The organism is Ferrimonas lipolytica, from assembly GCF_012295575.1.
In the GTDB taxonomy this organism is placed as follows: domain Bacteria; phylum Pseudomonadota; class Gammaproteobacteria; order Enterobacterales; family Shewanellaceae; genus Ferrimonas; species Ferrimonas lipolytica.
Genome location: NZ_CP051180.1, coordinates 1,308,644 through 1,335,488, shown reverse-complemented (window position 1 = coordinate 1,335,488; position 26,845 = coordinate 1,308,644). Strand labels below are relative to the sequence as shown.

The window sequence follows — 26,845 nt, the reverse complement described above, 5'->3', positions numbered from 1 at the left end:
TAACCCGGAGTCGATGCCTCCATCGAAGCTCGATCAATACCGTCAACCAAGTTGACATTAATCGTGGCGCCTCTATTATTGTCAACTTAATTGACACTAAAGTTTAGAGGGCTTATGGGCAAAAATATATATGAAAACTTGGTTTTCTCAGTCATGGTTTGTTTCCTTATGGTTGTAGGAATGACGATATATAATTCGTGGTTACTTTCGCCGGGGATTGCAGGGGTAATGAACGCGCTATCATCGAACCAATTCATCATGATATTGCTTACAGCGCTTGTTATTGAATGTGTATTGGTTGCGCCGGTAGTAAAAAAGATCGTCAGTAGATTAACCAATGAACACACACCCTTTATCAAACGCGTCATGCTTATCTCTGCTCTAATGGTGCTATTCATGTGTGCTTCAATGTCACTGGTCGCGACACTTATTCAAGGTTATCAAGACCCATTGCTATTGGCGTATGGTAAAACGTTTTTACTCAACCTTGTTATGGCGTTTCCATTACAGTTCCTTATCGTCGGCCCTATCGCCCGGGCGATATTCTTCAAGCTATTCCCACCAGCCGTAGCCGTAGCAATAACTTAATTAGCCTCAATTTTTGGCTGTGTTCCAACTAAGTGTTGTACCAACCAATAGTGTTGAAGCACTGGCTAGGTGCGTCCCAATACCAGCGATAAAGCATAATCGCCATTAATCTTCTGCCGCATTGGAGCAGTCCATTAAAGCCTTTTGGACTGCGACCTAAGGTAAGGGGAATTCCAAAGGGGAGCGAACCTCACCCCTAATGCATACAACCATGTGCCGTCGCCACCCCGACATAGTCTCTCGCAAACACCACAATCGGTCGGCCGAAGGTTTGATATAAACTTCAGCAACTAACTACAACACAGCCAACTTTTTTAAGTTACTGCCCCCCAAAAAAACCATAAAGCCCGCACATGTCATCGCAGCAATGAAACAAACGACGTAAACACTGTAGTTTGGTGCGTGCATTGGGTAGCCCGCTGCTTTGGAACTGTTTTCTAGATAGGTAGATTTGCAGGTTTGGCTAACAGCTAATAGTTCGCTTGTGGCTAATAAACTGCTTCAGCCAACCCAACAACAACTTAACTCTTTGAAAAGTAGCGAATTAACTCAAGTTAACAAACGCAGCAACCATTACAACATCAAAGATGTGATCAATAAGTTGGTCGTATCCAATTGAATCGACCAATATTTAGGTCATTGTAGAGGTTACTGAGCACCCAAATTATGGCAACGCACTGCTGCGTTTATGGTCGCGATCCGGTACACATCGTCACACCGTTATTAGATGATTCAATCGATGTCGACCAGTTGGTACTGTTCTGTGCCAACGCACAACAGCAATCGGCGCTATTGGTAAAGCAAGTGCTTGAACAGCGCGGTATCAACGTAAAAGTTAAGCCCTACGGCCAGTTTGAAAATATAGATACCATCCAACGCTATTTTTCCGACGAACTAACCGCTCTGATTAGCCAGACAACGGAAATCTATTTTAACACCACTACCGGCGATCGTCTCATCACCCTCTGCGCTTATCAGGTCGCGCAATCGCTCAAGATCCAAAGCTACGTAATTGATAATCAACGCGACCAGCTACACTGGCTTGCTCCTACGACGAGAAGCAGCCACCCAATAGCAGACAAAATGACGATCCCAGAATTCTTATTGCTGCATGGCTCTACTCTTATTGGGCGCCATCAGCAGCTCCGTGCTGAAAAAAAGATCCAACAATTGGGTAATGACTGGGCTGCCCACGCGAAAGAGTTGGCTACTGGGCTGGGAAAACTAAACAGCATTGCTACTTATGCTAATAAAAGCCACGCCAATGACATCAACAAAAACTTTAACGATCCGAACCTGTTTCGCTTACTTAAGGATATGAAAGAGCTTGGATTAATATCGACGCTCACCTCCTCATCAGTACAATTTACCAATTTAAAAGCTCGCCAATTTGCGATGGGGGTTTGGCTCGAACAATGGGTTTACGCTGAAGTGAAGGCACTAACGGCTTCCTATTCGACCATTCAGGACCACGGCCAAAGTGTCGAAGTCGAGCGTCAGTACAAGCAACAAGCTATTCGTAATGAGATCGACGTAATGTTGCTCGCCAACAACCGGCTACACCTAATTGAGTGCAAAACTAAACGTATGGGCAGCGAGTCGTCTCAAGAGGCCATTTACAAACTCGATACCCTAGTAAAAAGCCTTGGTGGAAGGCGGGCTAAAGGCATGTTGATTAGCTACCAACCCCTCTCCGCAAGCAGTATTGACCGCGCCAAAGACTTAGGCATTAGTGTTATATCGCTTAATCAAATTCACAGCTTAAAGGGCATTCTAATGCGCTGGTTGGATGATGCTTAAGCCACTAATGACCACCAATGTATGTAGGCAACAGTGATATTACCAAACGATTTGTCCCCTTAGCCTGCTTCTACTCTGACTTTTAGCTGAAATCGGCTATCATACGCGCTTTCAAATTTGACAGAGTTTTACCATGACAGACGCCATTAAAATCCCAGCAGAACTCAAACAAGTTCTAGAGTTCATGCAAGCCGTACCTGAGCAGTATGAAGGTGTAGCAACCATCTACAATGCAGTTGAAGCACCACTTCGTGCCGAATGGGACAAACTGCCAGGCAGCGCGCAAAAGGTTGTAGAGTCGTTCGAACAGTTTCAAGCGGTTGTGTCGTACACCTTAGTTGGCCCGTGTGCAGAGTTGCTGCAGATGATTGAGAAAACCAACGAAGGCGATGCAGAAGCCGATGAGCAACAAGCTGACGCAATGATGCAACAGCTGTTTTCTCAAGGCATCAAAATGATGATTAAAGATCTAAAGGCCGCTCGTCGTGACATCCCACTTCGCAACGAACTGATTGCCCCTTTCAAAGCGTAATCTGATCCAGCGCCTACGAATAAAATGACCAAGCACCAGCTTGGTCATTTGGTCTTACCCAGTAAAGCACACTGAGTAAATTAGATAGCCACCTTACTAACCCCTCAACAGACGCCGCCAACCCCATCCTAAGGTCAATAAGCCGCCGGGGTAATTTGCTATTCCATATCACGCCAAACGTTGTCACAGGCATTTTAAATGCCATTACCCCAACTCGAATGCTTTCGCCCTAACCGGCACTTAACGCGATCGACTGTCGGATTACTTTTGCTTAACGCCTATAAAAACTACATTAGTTACAACAATGGTTACATTGTGTAACTTAGCTGGATTGACGTAAATTAGTGAGATACTGATGCCATTGCTCCGCCGCTGCGACCAACTGTCGTTGATCAAGCAACTGAAAGTGCGCATCCGAGATGGGCAAGCCAGTTTTGGCCAATACACTACCCTGCTGCTCGAGCCAAGAGTGACCGAACTGACAAATTTGGGTTGCGGTAAATTGGTCAGGCAACTGAAGATGTTGTTTAAGAGAAGCAAGTAGTTCGCTTGGGTAACGTGCTGGCATCGGTTTATGGTGATGCTTAAGGGCACTAAATACCCACGGTTGAGTTCCCCGCTGCTGTCGCTTTCTATTCTCTAAAAACTGCAGCGCACTGCTCGATAGTGGCAACCAGTTCAGACGGCCTTGTTCGTTAGGTAAGGCGATACACTGGCGGCGCCAATCAATATGTTGCCACTCAAGTTTGCATAGCCACGAAAATGGACACAGTAAATTTAGTTGGAGCATCAATAGACCCTTCACGTCTTCATTGATCGGCAGGCCAACTAACGCCTTTAGGTAGCGTCCAACATCACCGGCAAATAATGGCGCCGCTGATTGGCTTTGTCGTTCTACACTGAGCCCTTCACAGGGGTTAGCCAGATCAGCATCGATCCACGGCGCTCCCTGCGCCAAATATTCGCTTTTACCACGAGCAACATCGAATAAATGCCGTAACAGCGTTAGCGCACTCTCCTTCGCTCGTTGACCTTGATGCCCAGCATCAAGCGCGCGTTGCTCTACCGCTGCTAAAATCCTACCTATAACCTTGGTGTCAACCTCACTGACGTCATGATGGCCATAACGATCACCCAGAAAACGTTCCAGCAAACGTCGCTCCGCCCGCCACTCTTTTCGGTATTGTTGGGCATATATCAGGTAATGCTCAATCAGTTGGTTAACCGAAAAAGTTGTAATAGGCTCTTGCAGCACGTCGCTGTGTGGGTATTTGACTTCGTGCCACGCCGCCCTAGCTTGTGCTACCGACATCTCGGGGAAATAGCCTAGTGTCTGTTGTTTGGTCGATTTAGCCCCGACTGGGGTATAGCGAAAGACCCACCGCCGTTTGTGCTTTGCCACCTTAAAAACTAAGCCCGGGTAGGCCGGATCAGACACGTCTATGCTCGCCTGGCGATAAAAGGCGTCAGTAAACTCGTCTTTGCGTTCAATTTCATTGCGCGCGTGCTTAACAACTTCCGCTAAACGGCCGCGGATCCCAGTTTGTAAGCATTGCTCCAACAACAGGAGAACTTGTTGTTTTGGGGGAAGTTTATCCATAGAAACGCCCTATTCAATCCTTGAAGGTTGATCCTTTCAGATCCCAGCGCTAATGCAAAGCACTAACTCACACATAATCAGCGGGTTTAGCTTGCGCCAAGGGCAAACATGGGGGAGGATCCGCTCACACAAACATAGGAGCCAAACATGTCCGCATCAGAAACCAATTTAGCCAACTTTACCGCCGCCGTAATTGAAGCGCGCCAGCTATGGGTGTTAAGTGCTGGTGACGAGTACGTTGTCGTGGATTCCATCGAATTTGAAAACACCGACGTAATGCCATTATTCTCCGCACAAGCTAATGCACAGGCACTGTGTGTTGAAGATTGGTCTGAGTACAAGGCTGTCGCGGTTGCAATCGACGACTTCTTTGACGAATGGCTGCCAAGCTTAGACGAAGATGGTGTGTTGGTAGGTATTGATTGGAATGCCGACCTAACCGGTGAGGAAACCGACCCATTCACCTTAGCTAAGCTACTGGCTGACAAAGAAGCCTAATCTGAGCCTTATTAGCTCCCCAAACACAACAAACCCGCTTAAATGCGGGTTTTTTGTGTTTGGGGCGAAATGTTGTTGCCGCAGTATTGCGATCCTAATAGTCGATTCAACTTATATTTGACACTGATTGGTGTGATTTAACTCACAATAATCCACAGGCTACATGATTAATTATTCTCGACCTATGCAATAATGCGTTTACGCAACTGTGGACGTTACAAACATTATGGAAATCAAAGGCTCAAGTATCGAGAAGTACGAAGAATATGCTGCCATTATATCAGCTTTGCCCGATCTATTATTCGTATTAACCATGTCTGGACGGTATGTCGAAGTACTGGGGCAACCGGATTCCAGCATCTATCTTGAGGCTAAATCTTTGAAGGGTAAGACTCTGGCTAGCGTCTTACCTGCACAAATCTGCCAGCACTTCCTCGAGATCATTCAACAGACCTTGGAAAATGATAAACTGACGGTCTTCGAATACTCGCTTGGGGATGACGACCTCAATTATGATCGACTAACCTCATCCCAACCTTCAGCACGGCAACGTTTTGAAGGTCGCATCGCGCCAATCCATTCAGCTCGCTATGGCGAACCTGCGGTTGTATGGGTCGCTCGCAACATTACAGAGCGCTACGAACTTGAGCAGAAACTCAAGTACCAATCGGAAATTGATCACCTCTCTGGCTCGTTGAATCGGCGCAAGCTTTTCAGTCATCTTAAGGACGCTTTCTACACCTTTGGGCGTTATGAGCAAAACTCCAGCTTTTTGCTGTTAGATATTGATAACTTCAAGCGAGTAAACGATACCTTTGGCCACCAATGTGGTGATAACTCTATCCGTAAAGTGGCTGAGTTGTGTCAGTCCGAGCTACGTCAAACCGACATCCTGGGCCGCTTCGGAGGTGATGAGTTTGGTATTATCCATAAAAGTGATGACACCCAGTCTGCAATCGCCCTAGCAAGGCGTTTAAATCGGATTGTCTGTGCTGCTACTAACGAGACCTACCCCGAACTGTCGTTGTCGATCAGCATTGGTATCAGTCATTTCAAAGCTGACGACCGTAACATCGATGACATCTATAAACGTGCTGATGAAGCGTTGTACCGTTCGAAACGCAACGGTCGAAATACCTACTCGAGCGCTTAACTACCGCCGCCGTTGCAACCTATATTCGCCCCAGCAATAACCCAAGAGACAACCGCTATCTAATTAAGGTCACATCCACACTGTTGTTGCGCAATCAGCCTGGCCCCATAACGACAAAACCCGCTAGCTCATTTCTGAGTTAGCGGGTTTTGTTTATATATGGCGGTGAGCCAGGGATTCGAACCCTGGATACCTTACGATATACGCCCTTAGCAGGGGCGCGCCTTCAGCCACTCGGCCAGCTCACCTAAATTGGCGGAGGGATAGGGATTTGAACCCTAGAGGAGCTATTAACCCCTGCCGGTTTTCAAGACCGGTGCATTCGACCACTCTGCCATCCCTCCGACGAAATGCATAGTAGTCTAGCGCTGCGGGGAAATAAAGGCTTTATGATTCAATTGGCTAAAGGACAAACTAAGTTGGGTTCAACTGATTTATCTTTAGCCATTATTGCCTGCCAACTTAAATTAACCGGTTAAAAAGCCAGCTAAGTTATCTCGCCAATTTTATAGGCGCGGTCGCGACGGCACATTCTTATATGCATTAAGGGGGGAGCTTCGCCCCCCTTTGCCTTAGGTCGCAGAAGATCAATAGCAGTAGTGCTTTGCCCTTGGTATCGCGACTCGCCTAGCCAGTGCTTTAACTGTATTAGGAAGAAGAAGAACACTTAGTTGCTACACAGCCAATTAAAACCAAGCTTCGCTCGCCAGTCCTTCACGCCGAAAATCATCAATAATGTAAAACAAGCGGTAACTGCAACCATTAGCTAGTTGGTCATGTATGCAGCCCACAGACCATAATTGGTTAGCGCGTACTGGCTCTTTTAGTGGCTCTGGAACATTACGTTTCAGTTTGGCCTTAGGGTAAATGCCTAGGTTCAGTGCCAGTTCACAGTAGATGGGGTAAACATGTTTGTGGTTCCATTGATTTACCTTCACATTGCGTAAGTAATCACAGCAGAGGCCAAAGCCCAAATCGTTCTCGGCTTCGGTTAGCATGATAAGCCAAGATTCAATTTCAGTGTTTTCATTGGTTAACTTGGGCTGATATCGATAGAAGATTTCACTTAGCGAAAACACTCGGCAAGCAAAGCAAATAATGATGTCATGGCCATGATATAGCTGTCTGTGTATCGCGATTTTTTCATTTTCGAATCTCCTGTGTTTAACCTACGAGAAAATTCTACTTTGACATCAGTTAGTTAATCGGGGACTACCGACCCTGCTTTATCGTTCTCAGCTAGGCGGTCTTGCGGGTCACAAGGGAGAATTTGATTTAGGGTAGCCGCTTTCACGTAGTTGAAGCGGGGTTGCGATACGCGTGTAATAAACCCTATTTGGCAGTCTCAATACAAACACCTGTGCCACCTATTATGTGCAAGATGATTTTCGAAACTCTAGATACGAAAAAGCCGCTGTAAAAACAGCGGCTTAATCTTTTGATATGGCGGAGGGATAGGGATTTGAACCCTAGAGGAGCTATAAACCCCTGCCGGTTTTCAAGACCGGTGCATTCGACCACTCTGCCATCCCTCCGACGCCGCGAATATTAGTGGCCTCAGCCGCTACTGTAAAGCCTTTTTCTTAATAAATTCTATGATTTAAAACCTCAGTCTAACAATCCGCCAGTTTGCGGTTAACTATTAATCCGAAGTTCATAGCCAGCACCGTAATGAGTAAGAATAACCGCGGAATCGATCTCTATCGAACGTAGCTTTGTCCGAATCCTCGCAACCAGCACATCGAGAGTGCGGTCGCTGTATTGCCAGTCGGACCTATCAAGCAGTCGCCATAAGGTTTCACGACGAACTAACTGATTAGTAGCGCCATTCAGTGCAACCATAACCTTCCCTTCATTCCTCGACAATCGTACCGATGCACCATCGGCACGGACAATGCGTAAGGTCTGCCGTTCAAACTTCCACTTTGGAACTGATTTATAACCAACAGCTGAATGAGCAGGGTTAAGCCGTTTATAGAGGTTACGACACGCCCACAGGATCTCTTCGCTTTGGCAATTGCCGGCTAAAACCAAATCAGCCCCCGCTTGCCAACAACTAACCCTATTGGCGCTAAGCTCTATCGAGCTAATAATGGTAATAACTACACAATTGGTTTTAGTAATAAGCTTACACTGGCTTGCCGTCGACGGTGTGTCTTCACCGGCTTCAATAAGATAGATGCAAGGAGATTCGGTTGATAACGTTTGCAATAAAGCCAGATTTGATTTCAAGAAGCGAACCCTAAGCTCCGAATCCTCACCAATATGTTGTAACGAATGGCGCCGAAGTTCAGGAACCAATGCAAACACAGGGATCAACCCCAGTGCCGCCGAAGAACATACTCGTGCCCGCGCCATAATCATCTCCACTTGATACGCAAAATCAGTCGGTATGTAGATAACAACGACAGCCGCAAGCTAACCAGCTCAGAGATTATGTGGTTATTTGCCAAATATTACCGATAACAAAAACGACAACGATAAATCAGCGCAGTAACAAGCCGAGTCGTTGACCGATCTATACCGATGGAATTTGCGCTATTTGATTGCGAATAAATGGTTGATTGGGACGGATCTCAAGCGCGTGCTTAAATTGCTTTAACGCTTCATTATGATCATCACGCGCAATTGCAGCCTTGCCTAACAGGTTGTACACCCGCCAATCAAAGGGGGCAACCTTCTGGTAAACCTGCAATGCCTTATCTAGCGCTGTTATATCCTCAATGGCTAAATAGGTTTCTGCTAAAGCAAAATGAAGATCGCAATGATTTGGATACAGATCGAGCGCCAACGATAATGTCGTGATGGCGGTGGCCACCTCCCCTTTTAACAATAAAATCCGCGTCATCTCAATGTATGCTGGCAGTAATTTTCTGTCTTTAGTGAAGCCACTAGTTATAAAAAACTGTGCCATTTGCAGATTTTCAATAGCGCCATCATGCTCATATCTAAGTCGGTAGATAGTGGCTAATCCAGTATCTATCGCGGCATTACTCTCCATCTCATTCGCTTTAATCAATATTGACTCAAGGTGCGTAAGCTGGTCCAAATCGGTAATAAGTTGCTGCTGAATAGCCGCCAGCTCACCATTAACTTGGGTCATAAGCTTAAAGGCTTCGAGGCTAGCAAAAGAAGCGCTCGGTGTAAGAGCGACCGCCTGTTCTAGTGGTATCTCGAGAAACAAGGCTAATTCACTACGAAGATCTTGCAGCACTAGATTTGGATGAACCGATGCAGTGTGTCGTAACCAACGGCGATAGGGCTGCTGCTGGTCGTTAGTCGCAGTCAACTTAGCAGTGAAACCCGCTTCTAGGTGCTGCACCGATAGAGTAAGCCGAACATTCTCACCCTCCAGTGGTTGCTGATTAGATTCGATACCAAGATAACTGAGCTTAGGGCTATTGCCGTCAACAAATTTGAGCCATTGGTTGAGTTCGAATATGAACGCTTGCTCAGCTTTAGTCGGCTTAGCTTCAACATAAAGGCTAACCACTTTGTGGCTTGGGATCGGCGTTTCAACTGGTTCCAGCGCTAGCGCGCTAATCGATATAACCACGGCAGCAACAGCGGCTGAATACCAAGGTCGTATATTAGCGAACAGTGCCAACAACACACTAGCGCTAGGTTTACTAATCGCCGCGGGTGTCGCAACTCTTAGCTCAGCATCTAAAATCAACAGTTGGTTTAATAGCTGCTGAAGCCATTGCGGCCCACGATTGCTACTAATCGCCGGATTCTGCGCCCAGGTATACGCGTTAACCCTATCAAGCCACCCCACCGACACTGCTAATTCCAGTAACACCACACCCGCAGACCACAAATCAGTCGCGTGGGTTATTGGCTGCAGGCGGATCTGCTCGGGACTCATATAGGCGGTGGTGCCTTCGCCTTGTCGCACGGCCCCATCATTGCCATTTATCGCTAATCCAAAATCTAGGATCCTAATGCTGCCATCTTCGGTAACCATAAGATTGCTTGGCTTAATATCGCGATGAATGAGCCCATGCTGGTGCGCATGTTTGAGGCCAGACAACAGCTGCAGTACCCAAGCGTGAATCTTCGCTGGTTCAATACTGTTGTTATCGAGTTTTTGTTGAATAGTCTCGCCACGGTAATACTCCATCACCATAACGTCTTGCTGACGCTCAGATGATGTTATGCCGTAAGTGATACCAATATTTGGATGACTTAAACGGCTAACAGCACGGGCTTCTCGTAGTAATTGTTGCCGGCCGACTGCGTTATGGCCATCGGTGCTGATAAGTAGCTTTAGTGCCACGGGGCGCTGCAACTGCATATCCAAGCCGCGATATACAACCCCCATACCGCCGCTGGCTATCACTTCAGTTACGCGATAATCGCCGATGCTCGATCCACATAGATCAAAAGGATCGGCCTTGATCACCTCTTCGGCTCCAAAAATAGATTCCGAAACAGACTGAAAATACGCCCGGGAGCAGGCACTTTGATCGACCAGCTGTTGCACCTCATCACGGATATCCACTGGTAGTGCATCCAAAAAAGGAGCTTGCTGCTCAGCGGTAAGCGCAGCCACTTGCTGGAAGTATTTCTTTATCAGTGCCGGCTGTGACTCAATATCCACGGCGTTGGGCTTCAACAGCGAGTGATATTCTTATAAAGCCAACTTTGCGCAAACGCCCAATCGCGTTTTACCGTTGCGATTGATACCCCTACAACATTAGCAACCTCAGCCACGGTCAATCCACCGAAGATACGGTAAACCGCAACATCGTGCTCACGCTTGTAATGGTGTTCAAAACGTTTAAGGGCATCGTCGATTTCAGCAATTTGATCTAATTGGCTCTCGCCAATGAACTGGCTGAGATCGACCCCTTCACTATCACGTTTACTCGCTTGTTTTTGACGAAGGTAATCAATAAGTACATGTCTCATCGCCGTGCTGGCGACCGCAAGAAAGTGGTTTTCATCGTTATAACGGCGACCATTGACCGCAAACTTAGCGTACGCCTCATGAATGAGCGCCCGCGAATCGAGTGTGGCACATTGTGGCAGCCGACTTTTAACTGAACGCGCTCGCAGCCGCAGTTGCTGGTACAGCAATACAGCCATTTGTTGACCATCGTCGCCGTTAGTTGTTTGCGACGCTAGACCGAGTTGGGAGTCTTCCACTGATGATAAGTTAATCATGAACATTCCTTGTCACTTGATTAAGTTAACATCTTGGCAACATTATCGGTAATGTAAAGTACTATTTTTAAGTGGATTTAACTGGTCATAGGTTGCCCAAGCGGATTTATAATGTGCGATCTCTGCTGCAATATGCCATTAAGGTGATGGACATCACGTTTGAAGGCCATTACATTTCGCCGGTTAATCTATTATTCGGAACGCAGTTCTTCGCAGAGAACGGTTCGACACAGAGGTAGCTCCCATGATCCACGTATTCGGCCACTTAAGCCCAGACAGCGACAGTATTTGCAGCGCAGTAATCGCCGCACATTGGTTAAACCACCGCGGTATGGACGCAACCGCGTTTCGTCCAGGCGAAGCGAGCCGTGAGACCCAATTTATCTTCGAAGCTGCTGGCCTAGAACTGCCGCCGGTTCTTGATAAACCATTGGCCGGTGAAAAGGTATACTTGGTCGATTTCTGTGAACAGGAACAGGGCCCTAGCGATTTGCCCCAGGCGCATATCGTTGGTCTGGTCGATCACCACCGCATGGGTACGCTGCAAAGCCATGGCCCATTGGAAGCATGGATGATGCCACTTGGCTCTACCGCTTCTGTACTGCACGAGTTGTACCAGATCCACGGCGCACAGCTAACTCAACCGTTGGCAGTGTTGATGCTTGCGGCATTGCTATCCGACACCGTTGGTTTGAAGTCGCCTACCACCACCGCTCGTGACGTTGAGTTAGTTGACCTGATCGCGCCAATCGCACAAGTTGACGTTGAGCAGTTCACTGCTGATCTGTTGGTTGCCAAAACTGATCTAAACGGCATGAACGCCAACGAGTTACTCGATAAAGACGTTAAGAGTTTTGAGTTTGGTGGTAAAACATTGACCGTTGGTCAATTAGAACTGGCTGATTTCGCACAAACTGCGGCGATGGAAGCAGATCTGCAAGCGGCACTGGAACAGCGTGTCGCTGCTAACGGCAAAGACGTTGCAGTACTGATGCTGACAAATATCCGTAGCGAGCAAACGCGCCTACTAGTTGCCGGCCCAGCAGCGCAGATGCTAATCGATGCGAACCCAGAGTTGACCTTTGACAACTGCCTGAGCCGTAAAAAACAGATGTTACCGTGGCTAAACGGCGTATTTACTGGCTAACCACTCACTTTGATTCTTAGTTAGCCCAGCAGCTAGCAACCGTTAATGAGTCACAGTAATAACAACGCACACTCCGTTATGGTTTGTGCGTTTTTTGATCTTGGCGGCCGTATTAGCCATTCAATACCGAATTCCACCTGGTTACAGCCCAATTCGATGCTAAACTAAATCTAAGTATGTAGGCATCTACGTCACTCTAATCTGCTGCTTGAAGTAATATTAATGATAACGACAATCAACTCCCCCATACTCACTGCCATCGACTCGCAGCAATTGCATGATAAGTTTGCTGCCAGCCAACAACTGCGACAGCGACTGGTCGAGACATTGGCCCAACGAGCGCCATTGCAGCAACTGTTGTGTAAACTCCCTGGCAGTTTGCAAACGCAACCACTGCATCGGTTTGAACAGATCAACGTCGCTGCAATAAACAACAGCTCTGCTCACGGGCTTATCACCGATGCCATTAAGGATCTGTATCGCAACGGCGATGATGTGCAAAGTCAACGTGTAAGACGTTACCCCGGATTAATTCGTTTTAACCCATCCCCAAACAGCAAGCTAGCTGAGCTTTGTCAGCAACTAGATCAAAGCATTGATACCTTTAAAGCCTCGCTACACCGCATTACCGCTGCGGCACCAAACAAGCAGGATCTGCGTTTCGAAATTCTTCACGATATCGCCCCAAACCTAATCACCATGCACTACTACCGTAGTCCAATGATGATCGGCCAAGGGATCAAACGAGTAAGGTTTGGTTGGGTCGCAAAGCGAATTGTCGCCAAAACCAGTAAGCATGAAATCCTTACCCGACTGCACAACAGCCTTAGCAGTCCAGGCAAAGTTATCGCCGATATGCCGGCCTGGCGGCAAAACATTGAGCAGGAGTATCGTGCTGTAGATTCGTTGCCCGCGAACGTTGAACTTCGAATCGACAGAGAAGGTGGACTGCGACCAACCGCGTTTATCCAGTTTAGCCAAGGGGGGCGAACCCAAACCCCTGCCAATCTGCCGCTGCTTATTGAACAAGCAGAACCGATCGAGGTTGTGCCGTTACCGGATTGGCAGCAAAGCGACTACCCACCTGCTAAAGGCGAACTGCTTATTCCACGGCTACATTTATATCGGATCAACTGAGTGGTTTTGTTGAAACCGCCATAACTTAGTGTACGCCCCATCGCGTTCAAGCAGGCTGTGATGATCGCCCTGCTCTATTATCTGGCCCTCACCAATCACTAAGATCTGATCCGCATCAACAATGGTTGATAATCGGTGCGCTATCACTAGGGTAGTTTGCCGTTGCGATACATCCGCCAGCGCCGCAAGAATGCTTTGCTCGGAACGACTGTCAAGTGACGAGGTTGCTTCATCAAATACCATGATCTTGGGGCGTTTCAATACAGCGCGGGCAATAGCAACACGCTGCTTCTCACCACCGGAAAGCTTCAAGCCCCGTTCGCCAACCTTGGTTGCTAAACCATCCGGTAAGGTTTTAACAAACTCCTCAAGATGGGCAATTTTAAGCGCCGCCATTACCTCTGCGTCAGTTGCATCGAGGCGACCGTAGCGAACGTTTTCAAGAATCGTGTTATTAAATAGCACCGTATCTTGTGGCACCACACCGATCGCCTTGCGTAACGAATACTGACTAACATCGCGGATATCTTGGCCATCAATCTCAACACTGCCACTATCCACATCGTAAAAGCGCAGTAGCAATTTCGATATGGTTGACTTACCGGCGCCACTGGCACCGACTAGGGCAACCTTTTGCATCGGTTTAGCGGTAAAACTCAACCCAGTAAGGATTGGCCGTTGGGCTTGGTAACGAAAAGAGACATTGTTGAAAGTGACGCTACCATCATGAGCGTTAAGCTGGCTAGCCTTGGGTTTATCTTGCACCGTAGGAGCAACCGCAAGTAAACCAAACATCTTTTCAATATTGGCCATGCTGCCTTTCATCTCACGGTACACAAACCCTAAGAAGCCTAACGGCATAAACACTTGCATCATAAAGGCGTTAATCAGCGCAAAATCACCAAGGGTCATCGCCCCATTAAGGACATCACTAGCTGCCAGCACCATGGCGCTGGTCATGGCAATAGCGATGATCAGTGATTGGCCGCCATTAAGCGCAAACAAACTGAGGCGGTTTTTACGACGCGCTTGTTCCCACTTAGCTAGACCCTCGTCATAGGCGTCGGCTTCATTTTGCTCATTTGCAAAATACTTTACCGTTTCGAAGTTAATCAAACTATCGATGGCCCGGGTACTGGATGCGGACTCTGCTGCATTCATCTGCCGCACAAAACTGGTACGCCATTCAGTCGCCACTACTGAGAAACTGATATAAAGCACCACCGCGATAAAAACGATTAAGGCATAGCCGCCTTGATAGTTCTTCCACAGCAAGCCTATAACTAAGCCAACCTCTAGTAACGTTGGGCCGATGTTGAACACCATAAATCGCATCAAGAAGCTGATGCCATTAACCCCGCGTTCGATCTCTCGAGATAAACCACCGGTTTGTCGATTAAGGTGAAAGGCAAGATCAAGGTTATGAAGATGACTAAAGACCTTGAGGCCGACTCGGCGCATGGCTCGTTCAGTTACCCGACCAAACAGCGTGTCGCGCAATTCACCAAAAAGGACATTAGCAAAGCGAACTACGCCGTATGCCACTAACAGTGCCAGTGGCATCGCCACCACTTCCAATGTGCGCTGGCCATCAAGGTTGTCGATAACCTCTTTGAGGATAAACGGTAAGCCCACACTGGCGACCTTAGCTGCTACCAGACATAACAGCGCCAACAGCACTCGGCCACGAAACTCCATCAAATAAGGCAACAAACTGCCCAATGTGCGCCAGTTCACCTCAGAATAGTGAACATAAGTACCGCTTCCGCGCATGGTAAATCCCTTTCTACTGCTTATAGCACCACGTTATCACACCAACCGTGGCGCCCGCATCGGCGCCATGCAACATAAGCGGTCAAGGAGACTCGTTTTTGGCAACTGAGCGGGCATGATCGACAGCAACACAGATCTGTTCTAGCCCATCGAGAGAACGTGGCCCGCTGCGATGTACCCAATCGGCATTGATCTCAATCATCATCTCATTCTTTACTGCAGGCAGTTCCGGCCAATCACTCCATAGATCAACCTCACTTCGATACTGGCTCGCTGCTACCGGCAGTAAAATCAGTTGCGGCGATCGCACTATCACCTGCTCTAAACTGACCTGGGGATAATCGGCAATGCTTTGAGCAAAGACATTACGGCCACCACATCGATTGATCATATTATCGATCCAACCAGAGGATACCGTTGTCAGTGGCTCTGGCCATACCTGATAAAACACCGACACTGATGGCTTATGCTGATATTTTTCGGTGATATGTTGCAATCTTCGCTTAAATTGCTGTGCCAGTTGCTCACCATGTTGTGGCATGTCCGTAAGCTGAGCCAACTCAACTAAGCGCTGCGGTAACTGGTTTAACTCGGTTACGCTCGAATCAATAATAGGAACCCGCAGCATTTGTAACTGCCCCAACAACTGTTGATTGGTGTCAGCAAACGCAACTACCACTGCATCAGGCTGCAATAACAGTAACCGCTCCATATTAAAATGATCATAACTGCCAACGCGTTCGATCTGCTGTGCTTGTTCGGGGTAATCGGCGTACTCGACGGTAGCAATGATGTTGTCACCAGCGCCAACAGCAAACAGCAACTCAACCGAACTTGGCGTCAACGCCGCAATCTTAATCGGCGCCGCCAGTACCGATTGGCTTAACAGCATCACGACAATGAATACAAAATTAGCTCGTCTCATTAGGGCCTTCGTCGTTTAGCCAGCAACACAATAAAAAACAGGCTGCCCATAATCGCGGTAACCACACCAACGGGTAACTCCTGCGCCGGTAACAGTTGCCGTGCCAACAGATCTACCCAAACCATCATCACCGCTCCGAACAACGCGGTCACTAGCAGAGATACACGACTGGCACCACCAATAAGCATGCGGACAATATGGGGCACCATTAAACCAACAAAGCCGATGCCACCGCAGTACGCAACAAGTGATGCGGTAACTAACGCCGTAATCAACAACATCCCGAGCCGCAGTGGTACCACCGCAACCCCTTGGGTATGGGCGCTTTCATCACCGGCCAGTAAAGCGAGCAAGTGACGTTGAAACATCGACACCAGCGCTAACGCTACGGCCACCGCAATAAATGGGTACGGAAGAATCTCCCAACTGGCTCGGGCAAAGCTACCAAGGCTCCAAAATAGAACCGCTTGGGTTGCTTGGCTGTCACCAAAATAGAGCACTAAACTGGCTAACGAAGAGAGCAAGAATGAGATCGCTACACCGGCTAGGATTAACCCTTCGATTTCGCCATCACGAGCCATCACCATCACCACTGCAACCGCTACCAGTGAACCGAGAAAAGCACACAATGGCAAACTAAAGCCGGCAAAACCAAAACTGATGGCGACAACAGCCCCCAATGAGGCTCCAGCAGAGATACCAAACAAATAAGGGTCCGCCAACGGGTTGCGAGTGACACTTTGTAGCACCGAACCTGACAACGCTAAACCGGCACCACAGATGAGCGCGAGCAACACCCGTGGTAACCGCAACTCAATGACAATTCTATCTGAAATAGCCATAGCGGCAGGATCGCTCAAGCCACGCCAGAGCGCCATTGCCACCTGAGTCAATGTTAGTTCAGCACTGCCAATCGATATTGCCACCAACGGAGATACGACTAGGGCAGTAAGTAACAACAGTAATAGCCAACGAGGATTAACCATTGGCGTCACGATTTGGCTTAGGGTGGTATTGAAAAGTAACTCGTTGATACCTTTGAGTAGGGTGCTGATCGACAATGGCATCAACATGATAGATCCGTTGCAGGTTATCGCTGGTCAACACTTGCTGCGGTGTACCTTTAGCAACCAACCTCCCCTGTTGCAGCAACAGCAGTCGATCACAATAGCCCGCCGCAAGATTTAGATCATGAATCGAAGCGATCACGGTGATCCCTAATGAGCGAACTAACTGCAAGATCTCGATCTGATAGTAAACATCAAGGTGATTAGTTGGTTCATCGAGGATCAGGATCTGCGGTCGCTGCAGCAATGCCCGAGCGATAAGTAATCGTTGCTGTTCGCCGCCAGAGAGGTGTTCATATCTCTGCTCCGCCAACTCTAATAAGCCCACACGAACAAGAGTGGCATCAATCTGAATTCGTTCCGCCCGTTCATTACGACGGTGCCAAAAACGCTGTTGGGCCAGCAATCCGGTCGCCATAAATTGGCGCACCGACATCGAAAACCCCAACGGTGTATGTTGAGTCACCACCGCAACCCGCTGTGCCAATTGTTGCTGCGATAGCTGCGACAACGGCTGACCATTGAGCCGTATCCCCCCGGTGGTTGGCTGGAGGTACCGGTAAAGGCAGCGTAACAACGTGGATTTGCCGGCACCATTAGGACCAAGTAAGCCCACAAATTGGCCAGCTTGCACACTGAAGCTCACATCCGCCAGCACCAACTTTTGCGGACAAGCCCAGCTTAGTTGCTCAACCTCGATAACTGGTAGATCTTGAGTCGATTCGGTTCTTACCGCGTGCAGCATAAGCTTACCGTTACATTACGTAATAGCTAAGACTGAGATACCATTCTCGCCCGGGGGCATGGTAGCCCTCGACGCTGGTTGTCTCTTGATCAAATACATTGTTGAGTTTGGCACGAACGATCAGTTCGTCTGTTAGTTGGTAGCCAAAGCTTAGATCCACTTTGTGGTACGCTGATAAGAAGTCACCGCTGCCATCATAGTTACTGTCACCAGCAAAACGCTTGCCTTGATAATGGTAATCAAGACGCCCATCGAGTTGCTGCCATTGATACGAAACGGCGTAATCAGCTTCATGCTCAGAGCGGCTAACCAATTGCTCTCCAGACGATTTATCCTCAGTGTCTAAGTAGGTGTATGCCAACTCATGAGTTAAACCCCAAAACTGAAATTGGCTGCCAAACTCAACCCCACGCATTTGCGCATCAGCAACATTACTCGGCCGGTAGATCTCCCAACCAAACTGATCAAACTCACCGCTACCAGCCCAATCAATAAGATTTTCAATCTCGTTTTTGAACACGCTCAGGTACGCGCTAGCGCCGATTCGACTGTAATTAAGGGTAATTTCGGTATTTTTCGAGGTTTCCGACAACAGATCCGGATTGCCAAGCTCAGGCCAGAATAGGTCATTGAAGGTCGGCGCCTTAAAGCCGGTGCCGTAACTGGCACTGATCCGCCAATGAGAGCTGAGGTGATAGGCACTACTTAGATTGTATGAAGTTTCGCTATCAACATCTTCGACGTCATCAAAGCGGACTGCCGCTTCCAGTAACCATCCACCAAAGCGAGCACGCGCCAACCCATACACACCAATAAGATCACGGTCGCTAGTGGCATAATCACCATTGACCGACTCATTGTTATAGTCAACTCCGCCTATCGCCGTAACAGTGTCGTTAAAATGATATTGGTTGGTAAAATTGAGTTGGTCACGATCGGTTTGAAAACGCGATTTAGCGGCGACGCCATCTCGAAACTGGTCATTCCGATCACGGGACTGACCCACGCTAAATTGTGATTCAAACTGCTGTCGCTGATAGCGACTGGCTATATTCCAAAAGAAGTTATCAAAATCCGATTGGTCTGGACCCGTCGCAGCAAATATGTCGTCGTATTCGCTGTTGCCACTATTGTATTGGCCCTGCCACGCTATGCTCCAGCTTTGATTTAATGGCTGTTCACCGTTCAAACCAACAGTAATCCGATCGTAACCATCATCATCTGCTTCATCGGTATCCCGATACACATCAAAACCATCACTTGCTTCAGCGGCAACAGTCACGCTAGTTTGCCCTTCACCATGGCTAACCCCTGCACCAGCAGCCAAACGGCCATAATTGTCACTGCCAAGTTCAGCGGCAGTAAAGTACTGACCACTTTGCAGCTGTCGAGTGAAAATCTGAATCACACCACCGATGGCATCACTGCCCCACACTGATGCCCGTGGGCCTTTAACCACCTCAATCCGCTCAATCTGTTCCGGTGATACCGCTGAGAAATCGGTGCTGCCTAATGTGGCGGAACTCACTCGAATGCCATCAATTAGCACTAACACATGATCAGAATTGGCACCACGAACACTCACCGAAGCGGTTTGTGCACTGCCGCCACTTCGAGTAACACTTAAACCCGGTAAACGTTCAAGTAGATCCACCACTGATTTGGGCTGCAGAATTTCGATTTCAGCTCGTTCGACCGTATTTACCACCGCCAGCTGATACTCAGCGGCAGTGTCGAAACGAGAGCCTGTCACAGTAATGGTTTCTATATCAGCAGCGAACGCCGCAGATGAGGCAGCTGTGGTAATAGCAACAGCTGCAAAGCGCGTTTTTAAACTCATGATGTTCCCTATTAATTGAGTTAAAAGCGCGGGAAATGGTTTGAGGTAGCAATCACATCATGGTGACAGCAACAGAATAGCGTCGTCTTTATTGTTTAAGCACAACAGTGCGTACAGCAAAATTCAACCACCTGCTCAAGTAACCCGCTTGAGTCAAATCGGCAAATTTAGGCAGGTATCCTGGCTTTCAGCGTCTAGGGGCGCCCCTTCCCAGCGTAAGCCAGTGGTAACGACACCCCGCTCTGATCACAGTTGCGAGTACAGCCGCGGAATTTAACCGCGTTCCCTATTAGTCCCATTGGGCACCAAAATTCGAAGCGTTTGTTAACACTTAGTGCTAAGTGTGACAGAGTTGGCCATCAACTCAAGCAGAAACTCATAGGATTTCAGCAGGGTTCTGCAAACCGGTTAATTCGCATCGGCGCAGCCAGCTCCGCTAATGGCATGACATTAGTGCTGCAGTACTAACGGCCAATAACTCAGCAGTCGCTCACGAAATTACTAACTAATAACAGTAATTGGCGCAGTCTATTGCTAGCATTAAGCTACTTTACCCAATGAACGAAAACGATGATTGAGCAAACTTTTACCCCGAAAGCTAAAGATGAACTTATCTGCCTGATCCTGCACGCGCAGCACCTGATCAACGCTCAAACACTCTATCGTCAAGATGTGTCGGAGCAATTTGAACAAATCTTCCAGCCTGAAGGTGATACGGTTACCTGCCCGATTAGTGACGAAATCGTCAAAGCAGAACAGTTGGAAGCTTGGCTTAACGACAACCTCAATAGCGAACAGCGCGCCGAACTCGGTGACATCACCTTCGTAGCCATTGGCACAATTTTGCAGCTCTGGGCAGTTTGTAGTTAAGCCTCATAAGGCTGCTCAATAAGCCCGCTATCGCGGGCTTTTTAGTGGCTGAATGCCAACGCCGAAGCAAACTTCTACGACAAAATTTCGTTTGTTCCTCAGGAAAAGATGAAGTCGACTACAACTGTAAGTGAAGTATCTTCCAAACCAGTCACTATTACTGCAGTCACGGCCGTTTTCTAATATAATTTAGGATGACTATTGGCACGGATCGCCAATAACACAAGGTAGCAAGCTACCTTAGAACCATCAGATAAACGTTTGGAATGGAATGAATCCTCTACTCAACTATAGCCAGAGCGATAATACTCAAGGCGCCGACTTTGTCGAACATGAAATTGAACAGATAATTGTCACATTCGCAGTTATTGGCATCGTGGCGGTGGCATTAATGGGAACGCTATGTGCTTATTTAGGCAACTATCAATTAGTGTTCTTTGATTTAATTGCCGGAACCATTTTTCTGCTGGTATTGAAATTTCGTTCGAACTATCGTCTCGCCTCAACGATACTACTATTTAACCTTTATGGGTTATTAATTACGTTAATATACTCCGGCGGTTTTGGCGGTACTGGCCCTATCTGGATGCTGATCGCGCCACCGGTCACCTTTTTCCTCTCTGGCTTAACCCTTGGCGTAGTTAACATCAGCTTATTCCTAGTTGGCGCTATCGTTGCCTACTTCTTCGGTTATGTTGGCCAAGCCAACCAAATACTCTCGCCGGAACTAGCGTTACGAGTATTGCTATGTTTCATTCTTGTTACGCTACTCAGCGCTACCTATGAGTATTTCAAGCACAAATACAGTTCACGCTTATCACAGCTGGTTAAGTATAATGAAGCGCTCGCTAATCTTGACCCATTAACTAACCTAAGTAATAGGCGTTTCACCCTAAAACGGCTCGAAGAGCTATTTCAACAAGAGAAAGACTCCACGGCTTCGTTCGCATTGCTGTTGATTGATGTTGATAATTTCAAGTCAATTAATGACCGCTTTGGCCATGACGTCGGTGATCAGGTCCTTATACAATTAAGTAGCATCTTTCAAAAAGCCGTTCGAAAAAGTGACATCGTGTGCCGCTGGGGGGGCGAAGAGTTTCTGATAGTACTAACCGATGCCAGTAAATACAGTGCGGTGCAACTCACCGAACGGTTGCACCATGCAGTTAACAGCCATAACTTTATCAATGAACAGCAACTGGCGGTCACGGTAAGTGTAGGCGTACAACTGGTAGAGGAAGCCGATGCCAGCATTACTGAGAGCATTAAACAAGCGGATCTGCACCTATATAAAGCCAAGGCGATGGGCAAGAACACCAGCAAATATAACTTTGAAAATGCCTAATTATTGGCTGTGTCACAGTTAAGTATTGAAGTTTATCTCAAGCCTTCGGCTTCACCGATTACGGTGCTTTAGGCGAGGATGTCGCAGTGGCGACGGCACATTCTTGTATGCATTAGGGGGGAGCTCCGCCCCCTTTGGAATCCCCCTTACCATTATTCAACTAGCCAACCAGCCAGCCAGCGTTGCGCCATTTACGTGGTTTGATATAAAAGTCGTACTATTGTTGCCTCTGTTGGTTTTACTTGGTTACCACTCGACTAGGCCATTTAACCCACATGTATTCAGGACGTGCTCTGATATAATCCGTGCATAACGCTGATCCTATGGATCGTACTCCCCTAGCTAGCTGAGACCCTTATGCCATTCTCCCGCCTTGGACTTATCGAACCGCTCGTGCAATCAGTTACCGATGCCGGCTATAACAAACCTACTTCGATTCAAGAGAAAGCCATCCCAGTCGTTTTACGGGGTGACAACCTTATCGCTGCCGCACAAACCGGTACCGGTAAAACAGCCAGCTTTGTATTGCCAATCTTGCAGCAACTATCAAGCGCTGAAACCAAGCGAAAGAAACGCATTAGAGCGTTGATCATCGCCCCAACCCGCGAGCTAGTGGTTCAAGTTGCGGCCAGCGTAAACACCTACGCTAAGCACCTCAACCTAACCGCTTTAGCAATGTATGGTGGCGTTGATGCCAAACAACAACGGCAGGCATTGGTCGACGGTGTTGATATCCTAGTGGCCACACCTGGTCGGCTACTGGATATGTACACCCGCCGCGCGGTTCATTTCGACGAAGTGGAAGTATTGGTACTCGACGAAGCCGACAAGATGCTCGATATGGGCTTTATCGACGACATTGACGATATTGTTGCCAAGCTGCCAAGCGAACGTCAGTCATTGCTGTTTAGCGCAACATTATCCAAAAAAGTCCGCGCATTGGCGAAGAATGCGGTTGATCACCCGGTAGAGATCAGCATCGCCGCGGCGCAGGCCAGTAAGCCAAATATCGAACAATGGCTTACTACCGTTGATAAAGACAAAAAATCTGCCCTACTGAGTCACCTAATCCAAACAACGCCTTGGCAACAGGCACTGATCTTTATCGAAACCAAACACGGCGCCGCCAAATTAGTAAGCCAGTTAGAGAAACGCGGGATTGTTGCCGACTGTATCCACAGTGGCCGCACCCAAGAGATCCGTGAGCAGATCTTGGCGGACTTTAAAGCTGGCAAGATAAACTATTTAGTGGCTACTGGGGTTGCTGCGCGCGGTATCGACATTGATAACCTAGAGCGAGTGGTCAACTACGATCTGCCTTTTCCTGCCGATGAATACGTCCACCGTATAGGACGAACTGGCCGTGCCGGTGCCCAAGGTGAGGCGGTATCGTTAGTGTCTAAAGATGACTTCAAGAACCTGTGCATGATCGAAAGTCGTCTGGATCATTTGATTGAACGACGCCAAATAGAAGGTTTTGCACCACGCAAAGTGGTGCCAGTTTCGGTACTTAACTTCGTCCCGAAGGCTAAACGTAAGCCCACCGCCGAGTAAACAAAGCTTTTTATTCACAATAAAAAAGAATGCGTCGTAGTTAGCTGTTGAAGTTTATCTTAAGCCTTCGGCTCTGCCGGCTGCAGTACTCTTAAGGGGTTATGTCGCAGTGGCGACGGCACATGCTTGTATGCATTAGGGGGGAGCTTCGCCCCCTTTGGAATCTCCCTTGCCTTAAATCGCCGTCCAGAACGCTTCGCTGAACTGCTCCAATGCGGCAAAAGATCGGCGACGGTCGTGCTTTGCCCTTGTATCAACACTCACCTAGCCGGTGCTTAACAGCATAGGAAAGAACAACACTTAGTTGCTACACAGCCTAAAAAAATGCCACCGCATTACTGCGGTGGCATTAACTGACTTATCGCTAAGACAAACGGCCTGAGGATGATGAGAGTCGAGCCATACGCCTTAGGTTGCTAGTCGGTATCAGTACTGAACCTTAACTGGCCACTCTTTCTGCACACGCTCTTCTAAGAACTTCTTCTTTTGCGCGTCTAATTTGGCTTTATCCAAACCAACCAATACCTGCGCTTTGGCTTTAGTGGAGTAATCCGGGTAGGTCACTTCATTAACGCCGTGCTTAGCCAAGATAGCCTTCAGTTTAGCGCGGGCTTGCTCGCCAATCGCTTTCGCTTGAGCCAACTGCTCCAGCGCTAAGCTTGGGTTGTGAGCGTGGATGCCATGCGAAGCAATAGCGTAATCCCAACGCCACTGAGCATGACGAATATCCATCAACGATGCCTTCATCTCTGCTTCATCAGCACCAGCTTCCCAAGCGGCAGCTGCATCGAAGTGAGCCTTAGTAATTACCACTTCAGCCGCAGCTTGAGCAGAGTGAACTTCAGCTTTGTTAGCACGTAGCAGCTCAACCATGTCAGCCTTGGTATCATGACAATCGGCACAAACCGCTTCAAAGTTACCAATGGCATTACCAACGTTGTGGTTGCTGAACTCAACACCCTTTGCGTTTTCCTGTTTCGGCATATGACAATCGATACAGGTAACGTCCATTTCGGCGTGTACTGAAACCTTCCAAGTTTCCCATTCTGGGTGCTGGGCTTTCAGCATTGGAGCTTTAGAGATCTTGTGGGTCCAATCTTTAAAGTTCTTGGCGTCGTAATAAGCCAACATCGCATCAGGGTTTTGACCGCCATCCCAAGGGAACTTCACTTTCTTGTGGTCGGCGCCATCAAAGTGATATTCGACGTGACATTGGGCACAGGTCATTGCCGCTTTAATGTTGTCTTCTTGGTCTTCAAACTTTTCGCCCGCAGCTTCAAAACCGCGCATCGCAAATGGACGAGCCGGTGTTGGCTTGCCCGTTTCAGCATCGTGACAATCGGCACAACCGATGCTGTTGCTCATTTCGTGGCCCCAAGCGCCCCACTTTTTATCGGAGAAGTCAGCTTCGCCCACTTGGTCATACATACGGATCATGTCTGGTGTTTTACAACCCCAGCAGCTTGCAGCCATCGGTCCTTCGCTGCTATCCATTGGCCCACCAGTACGCAAACTGCGGGTTAGATCGGTAACAGCGTATTGGTGACCGCGAGGCTTGTTGTAGTCTTTTGCGAAGCCATAGCCGCCAAACAGAATTACCGCATTCGGGTTATCAGCCAGAATATCGCCCTTATCGGTCGATTCTTCTGTGCTCGCCCACGACGCGTACTGCTCTGGGTATTTATCTTTCCAGGTTGGGTTGCTGTAATCAGCAGGACTATTTTTGGCTATCGCGCTACCACAAATGGCTGCGATGGCTAATGATAAAGCAAGCTTGTTAAGGCGCTTCATGATCATCTCCGTTGTTAGTATGTGAGGCATACTAAGCGGGCTGACTTTAGCACCATATACCCCCAAAGGAGTAGGTGAGCAAAACTTAACTGTAGCTCCAATATTTGCTCTACCACAACGAAGCTTTTTGCTTTTCTTAAATAGAGTTAAATTTTAAACAAAAAACTCAAGACACTGATTAATATAAATTAAATCACCAACAACTTATTTATTACCAGTTCTGATGGCGCTATTTCATGGTGTTTCCCAGCCAAGTTCAGAGTTACAGCAATGATTGAGTAAACCGTTTCACCCAAGAGGCACCAAGTAGCTGCACTGCCCACAGTAATGAGCCGTAACCAGAGTTAGCCCCATCGGTTTGGTGCAGCAATGTTGGCAATGATAGCGATCAAAAAGCCAATTGCATTGCAATTGGCTTGGATATCAATATCAACACCTTGTTGCAGATAAACGCTAGCCAAAACGACCGCTGATGTAATCGGTTGTCAAACGATGTTTAGGGTTGTGGAACACCTCTTGGGTTGAGTTCACCTCGATCAAATCACCCAAATGGAAATACGCGGTTCGATCCGACACCCGCAGCGCTTGCTGCATCGAATGGGTAACCATCACTATACTGAACTGCTGTTTCAAGTCGTAAATCAACTCTTCAATAACCTCAGTTGCAATGGGATCCAACGCCGAGCAGGGCTCATCCATAAGAATAACCTCGGGGCTAATCGCGATGGTACGGGCGATACACAAACGCTGCTGCTGACCACCTGAAAGGCCGGTGGCCGGTGTATCTAACCTATCTTTTACCTCGTTCCACAATCCCGCTTTGGTTAATGACTGCTCCACCAGTAGATCAAGATCTGCCCTCGCCTCCACCAATCCGTGCAGCTTAGGCCCGTAGGTGATGTTGTCGCGGATAGACTTCGGAAATGGGTTGGGGCGCTGGAACACCATGCCGACTTGCGAGCGCAGCTCGACAATCTCCTGCTCTTTGCTATAGATATCTTTGCCATCAAGAGTAATTGACCCTGTGACCCGACAGCCGTCAACGGTGTCATTCATCCGGTTCAAACAGCGCAACAGGGTTGACTTACCACAGCCTGACGGACCAATCATTGCCAATACTTCACGCTCACCGATATCCAGACTGACGTGATTGATCGCCTGTTTTACTCCATTGTCGTAAAACACATTGACGTCTCGCACCGCCATTCGCGGGTTTTCAATAAACGGCACACCAACGGTCAACCGTGACTCATCGGTGCGATGGTGTACTGACGACTTAGGCTTTACCTTAGCCATTATTGGGCTCGGCAT

At 48.0% G+C, this 26,845-nt stretch carries 21 protein-coding genes, 3 tRNA genes, 1 pseudogene and 1 riboswitch; of the genes and pseudogenes, 10 read left to right on the top strand and 15 right to left on the bottom strand.

Annotated features, from left to right (window positions below; genetic code table 11):
- The first annotated feature begins 114 nt into the window (after positions 1-114).
- From HER31_RS06310 to HER31_RS06300, 3 genes are all read left to right on the top strand, one after another.
- Complete coding sequence (locus HER31_RS06310) at positions 115-588, top strand: DUF2798 domain-containing protein (protein WP_476702613.1); 474 nt, start codon at positions 115-117, stop codon at positions 586-588.
- Positions 589-1,254: 666 nt separating this feature from the next.
- Positions 1,255-2,388, top strand: coding sequence for a Card1-like endonuclease domain-containing protein (locus HER31_RS06305; RefSeq protein ID WP_168659768.1), 1,134 nt, complete (start codon positions 1,255-1,257; stop codon positions 2,386-2,388).
- A gap of 133 nt (positions 2,389-2,521) precedes the next feature.
- Positions 2,522-2,920: a DUF3069 domain-containing protein gene (locus tag HER31_RS06300; RefSeq protein ID WP_168659767.1), complete on the top strand. Its 399-nt coding sequence runs from the start codon at positions 2,522-2,524 to the stop codon at positions 2,918-2,920.
- A 322-nt stretch (positions 2,921-3,242) separates the two neighbouring features.
- On the opposite strand, the gene HER31_RS06295 is transcribed toward HER31_RS06300, so the two are convergent.
- On the bottom strand, positions 3,243-4,520 hold the full coding sequence (locus HER31_RS06295; protein ID WP_168659766.1) for an integrase family protein: 1,278 nt from the start codon (positions 4,518-4,520) through the stop codon (positions 3,243-3,245).
- 147 nt (positions 4,521-4,667) lie between these two features.
- Here HER31_RS06295 and HER31_RS06290 point away from each other — a divergent pair, with 147 nt between their 5' ends.
- Positions 4,668-5,018 carry a DUF2750 domain-containing protein gene (locus HER31_RS06290; protein WP_168659765.1) on the top strand — a complete coding sequence of 117 codons (351 nt, stop codon included), beginning with the start codon at positions 4,668-4,670 and terminating at the stop codon, positions 5,016-5,018.
- Between the two features lie 226 nt (positions 5,019-5,244).
- The gene (locus HER31_RS06285) at positions 5,245-6,171 is read left to right on the top strand and encodes a sensor domain-containing diguanylate cyclase (protein WP_168659764.1); all 927 of its coding nucleotides are present in this window, start codon (positions 5,245-5,247) and stop codon (positions 6,169-6,171) included.
- 160 nt (positions 6,172-6,331) lie between these two features.
- Here the strand turns inward: HER31_RS06285 and HER31_RS06280 are convergent.
- From HER31_RS06280 to HER31_RS06250, 7 genes and pseudogenes are all read right to left on the bottom strand, one after another.
- A tRNA-Ser gene (locus HER31_RS06280) sits at positions 6,332-6,419 on the bottom strand.
- A 5-nt stretch (positions 6,420-6,424) separates the two neighbouring features.
- A tRNA-Ser gene (locus HER31_RS06275) sits at positions 6,425-6,515 on the bottom strand.
- Positions 6,516-6,860: 345 nt separating this feature from the next.
- A pseudogene (locus HER31_RS06270) lies at positions 6,861-7,268 on the bottom strand (IS3 family transposase); the annotation flags it as partial.
- A gap of 347 nt (positions 7,269-7,615) precedes the next feature.
- Positions 7,616-7,706 (bottom strand) — tRNA-Ser (locus HER31_RS06265).
- 100 nt (positions 7,707-7,806) lie between these two features.
- Positions 7,807-8,529 (bottom strand): winged helix-turn-helix domain-containing protein, encoded by a 723-nt coding sequence (locus tag HER31_RS06260; RefSeq protein ID WP_168659762.1) that lies wholly within the window; start codon positions 8,527-8,529, stop codon positions 7,807-7,809.
- A gap of 160 nt (positions 8,530-8,689) precedes the next feature.
- Positions 8,690-10,774 carry a serine/threonine-protein kinase gene (locus tag HER31_RS06255; protein ID WP_168659761.1) on the bottom strand — a complete coding sequence of 695 codons (2,085 nt, stop codon included), beginning with the start codon at positions 10,772-10,774 and terminating at the stop codon, positions 8,690-8,692.
- 11 nt (positions 10,775-10,785) lie between these two features.
- Entirely contained in the window at positions 10,786-11,340 is a 555-nt protein-coding gene (locus HER31_RS06250; protein WP_168659760.1) for an ECF-type sigma factor, read from the bottom strand.
- Between the two features lie 244 nt (positions 11,341-11,584).
- Here HER31_RS06250 and HER31_RS06245 point away from each other — a divergent pair, with 244 nt between their 5' ends.
- Together HER31_RS06245 and HER31_RS06240 are read left to right on the top strand one after the other, a co-directional pair.
- Positions 11,585-12,487, top strand: coding sequence for a manganese-dependent inorganic pyrophosphatase (locus tag HER31_RS06245; RefSeq protein ID WP_168659759.1), 903 nt, complete (start codon positions 11,585-11,587; stop codon positions 12,485-12,487).
- Positions 12,488-12,709: 222 nt separating this feature from the next.
- Positions 12,710-13,624: a DNA replication terminus site-binding protein gene (locus HER31_RS06240; RefSeq protein WP_168659758.1), complete on the top strand. Its 915-nt coding sequence runs from the start codon at positions 12,710-12,712 to the stop codon at positions 13,622-13,624.
- Here HER31_RS06240 and HER31_RS06235 read toward each other — a convergent pair.
- The 5 genes from HER31_RS06235 to HER31_RS06215 all read right to left on the bottom strand — a co-directional run bounded on the left by HER31_RS06235 (position 13,607) and on the right by HER31_RS06215 (position 19,974).
- Positions 13,607-15,397 carry an ABCB family ABC transporter ATP-binding protein/permease gene (locus HER31_RS06235; RefSeq protein ID WP_168659757.1) on the bottom strand — a complete coding sequence of 597 codons (1,791 nt, stop codon included), beginning with the start codon at positions 15,395-15,397 and terminating at the stop codon, positions 13,607-13,609. The two genes, HER31_RS06240 and HER31_RS06235, sit on opposite strands and share 18 nt — an antisense overlap.
- An 82-nt stretch (positions 15,398-15,479) precedes the next feature.
- Entirely contained in the window at positions 15,480-16,322 is an 843-nt protein-coding gene (locus HER31_RS06230) for a cobalamin-binding protein (RefSeq protein ID WP_168659756.1), read from the bottom strand.
- Positions 16,322-17,389 (bottom strand): FecCD family ABC transporter permease, encoded by a 1,068-nt coding sequence (locus tag HER31_RS06225; RefSeq protein ID WP_168663192.1) that lies wholly within the window; start codon positions 17,387-17,389, stop codon positions 16,322-16,324. The genes HER31_RS06230 and HER31_RS06225 overlap by 1 nt, the downstream gene beginning before the upstream one ends.
- Positions 17,301-18,134: an ABC transporter ATP-binding protein gene (locus HER31_RS06220; RefSeq protein WP_168659755.1), complete on the bottom strand. Its 834-nt coding sequence runs from the start codon at positions 18,132-18,134 to the stop codon at positions 17,301-17,303. The genes HER31_RS06225 and HER31_RS06220 overlap by 89 nt, the downstream gene beginning before the upstream one ends.
- A 10-nt stretch (positions 18,135-18,144) precedes the next feature.
- Complete coding sequence (locus HER31_RS06215) at positions 18,145-19,974, bottom strand: TonB-dependent receptor domain-containing protein (protein WP_168659754.1); 1,830 nt, start codon at positions 19,972-19,974, stop codon at positions 18,145-18,147.
- A 153-nt stretch (positions 19,975-20,127) separates the two neighbouring features.
- Positions 20,128-20,299: riboswitch (cobalamin riboswitch) on the bottom strand.
- Positions 20,300-20,544: 245 nt separating this feature from the next.
- Here HER31_RS06215 and HER31_RS06210 point away from each other — a divergent pair.
- The 3 genes from HER31_RS06210 to HER31_RS06200 all read left to right on the top strand — a co-directional run bounded on the left by HER31_RS06210 (position 20,545) and on the right by HER31_RS06200 (position 23,743).
- Entirely contained in the window at positions 20,545-20,844 is a 300-nt protein-coding gene (locus HER31_RS06210; RefSeq protein ID WP_168659753.1) for a hypothetical protein, read from the top strand.
- A gap of 271 nt (positions 20,845-21,115) precedes the next feature.
- Positions 21,116-22,189 carry a GGDEF domain-containing protein gene (locus HER31_RS06205; RefSeq protein WP_168659752.1) on the top strand — a complete coding sequence of 358 codons (1,074 nt, stop codon included), beginning with the start codon at positions 21,116-21,118 and terminating at the stop codon, positions 22,187-22,189.
- A 357-nt stretch (positions 22,190-22,546) separates the two neighbouring features.
- Positions 22,547-23,743 carry a DEAD/DEAH box helicase gene (locus tag HER31_RS06200; protein ID WP_168659751.1) on the top strand — a complete coding sequence of 399 codons (1,197 nt, stop codon included), beginning with the start codon at positions 22,547-22,549 and terminating at the stop codon, positions 23,741-23,743.
- 426 nt (positions 23,744-24,169) lie between these two features.
- Here HER31_RS06200 and HER31_RS06195 read toward each other — a convergent pair whose 3' ends face one another.
- Together HER31_RS06195 and pstB are read right to left on the bottom strand one after the other, a co-directional pair.
- Complete coding sequence (locus HER31_RS06195; protein WP_202983612.1) at positions 24,170-25,534, bottom strand: ammonia-forming cytochrome c nitrite reductase subunit c552; 1,365 nt, start codon at positions 25,532-25,534, stop codon at positions 24,170-24,172.
- Between the two features lie 453 nt (positions 25,535-25,987).
- Positions 25,988-26,830 (bottom strand): phosphate ABC transporter ATP-binding protein PstB, encoded by an 843-nt coding sequence (gene pstB / locus HER31_RS06190; RefSeq protein ID WP_238786927.1) that lies wholly within the window; start codon positions 26,828-26,830, stop codon positions 25,988-25,990.
- Between the last annotated feature and the right edge of the window lie 15 nt (positions 26,831-26,845).

Excerpts from the sequence above, each read along its gene's own strand:
- HER31_RS06310 (WP_476702613.1), top strand. The coding sequence starts at position 115 with ATGGGCAAAAATATATATGAAAACTTGGTTTTCTCAGTCATGGTTTGT.
- HER31_RS06305 (WP_168659768.1), top strand. The coding sequence starts at position 1,255 with ATGGCAACGCACTGCTGCGTTTATGGTCGCGATCCGGTACACATCGTC.
- HER31_RS06300 (WP_168659767.1), top strand. The coding sequence starts at position 2,522 with ATGACAGACGCCATTAAAATCCCAGCAGAACTCAAACAAGTTCTAGAG.
- HER31_RS06295 (WP_168659766.1), bottom strand. The coding sequence starts at position 4,520 with ATGGATAAACTTCCCCCAAAACAACAAGTTCTCCTGTTGTTGGAGCAA.
- HER31_RS06290 (WP_168659765.1), top strand. The coding sequence starts at position 4,668 with ATGTCCGCATCAGAAACCAATTTAGCCAACTTTACCGCCGCCGTAATT.
- HER31_RS06285 (WP_168659764.1), top strand. The coding sequence starts at position 5,245 with ATGGAAATCAAAGGCTCAAGTATCGAGAAGTACGAAGAATATGCTGCC.
- HER31_RS06260 (WP_168659762.1), bottom strand. The coding sequence starts at position 8,529 with ATGGCGCGGGCACGAGTATGTTCTTCGGCGGCACTGGGGTTGATCCCT.
- HER31_RS06250 (WP_168659760.1), bottom strand. The coding sequence starts at position 11,340 with ATGATTAACTTATCATCAGTGGAAGACTCCCAACTCGGTCTAGCGTCG.
- HER31_RS06245 (WP_168659759.1), top strand. The coding sequence starts at position 11,585 with ATGATCCACGTATTCGGCCACTTAAGCCCAGACAGCGACAGTATTTGC.
- HER31_RS06240 (WP_168659758.1), top strand. The coding sequence starts at position 12,710 with ATGATAACGACAATCAACTCCCCCATACTCACTGCCATCGACTCGCAG.
- HER31_RS06235 (WP_168659757.1), bottom strand. The coding sequence starts at position 15,397 with ATGCGCGGAAGCGGTACTTATGTTCACTATTCTGAGGTGAACTGGCGC.
- HER31_RS06230 (WP_168659756.1), bottom strand. The coding sequence starts at position 16,322 with ATGAGACGAGCTAATTTTGTATTCATTGTCGTGATGCTGTTAAGCCAA.
- HER31_RS06225 (WP_168663192.1), bottom strand. The coding sequence starts at position 17,389 with ATGCCATTGTCGATCAGCACCCTACTCAAAGGTATCAACGAGTTACTT.
- HER31_RS06220 (WP_168659755.1), bottom strand. The coding sequence starts at position 18,134 with ATGCTGCACGCGGTAAGAACCGAATCGACTCAAGATCTACCAGTTATC.
- HER31_RS06215 (WP_168659754.1), bottom strand. The coding sequence starts at position 19,974 with ATGAGTTTAAAAACGCGCTTTGCAGCTGTTGCTATTACCACAGCTGCC.
- HER31_RS06210 (WP_168659753.1), top strand. The coding sequence starts at position 20,545 with ATGATTGAGCAAACTTTTACCCCGAAAGCTAAAGATGAACTTATCTGC.
- HER31_RS06205 (WP_168659752.1), top strand. The coding sequence starts at position 21,116 with ATGAATCCTCTACTCAACTATAGCCAGAGCGATAATACTCAAGGCGCC.
- HER31_RS06200 (WP_168659751.1), top strand. The coding sequence starts at position 22,547 with ATGCCATTCTCCCGCCTTGGACTTATCGAACCGCTCGTGCAATCAGTT.
- HER31_RS06195 (WP_202983612.1), bottom strand. The coding sequence starts at position 25,534 with ATGAAGCGCCTTAACAAGCTTGCTTTATCATTAGCCATCGCAGCCATT.
- pstB (WP_238786927.1), bottom strand. The coding sequence starts at position 26,830 with ATGGCTAAGGTAAAGCCTAAGTCGTCAGTACACCATCGCACCGATGAG.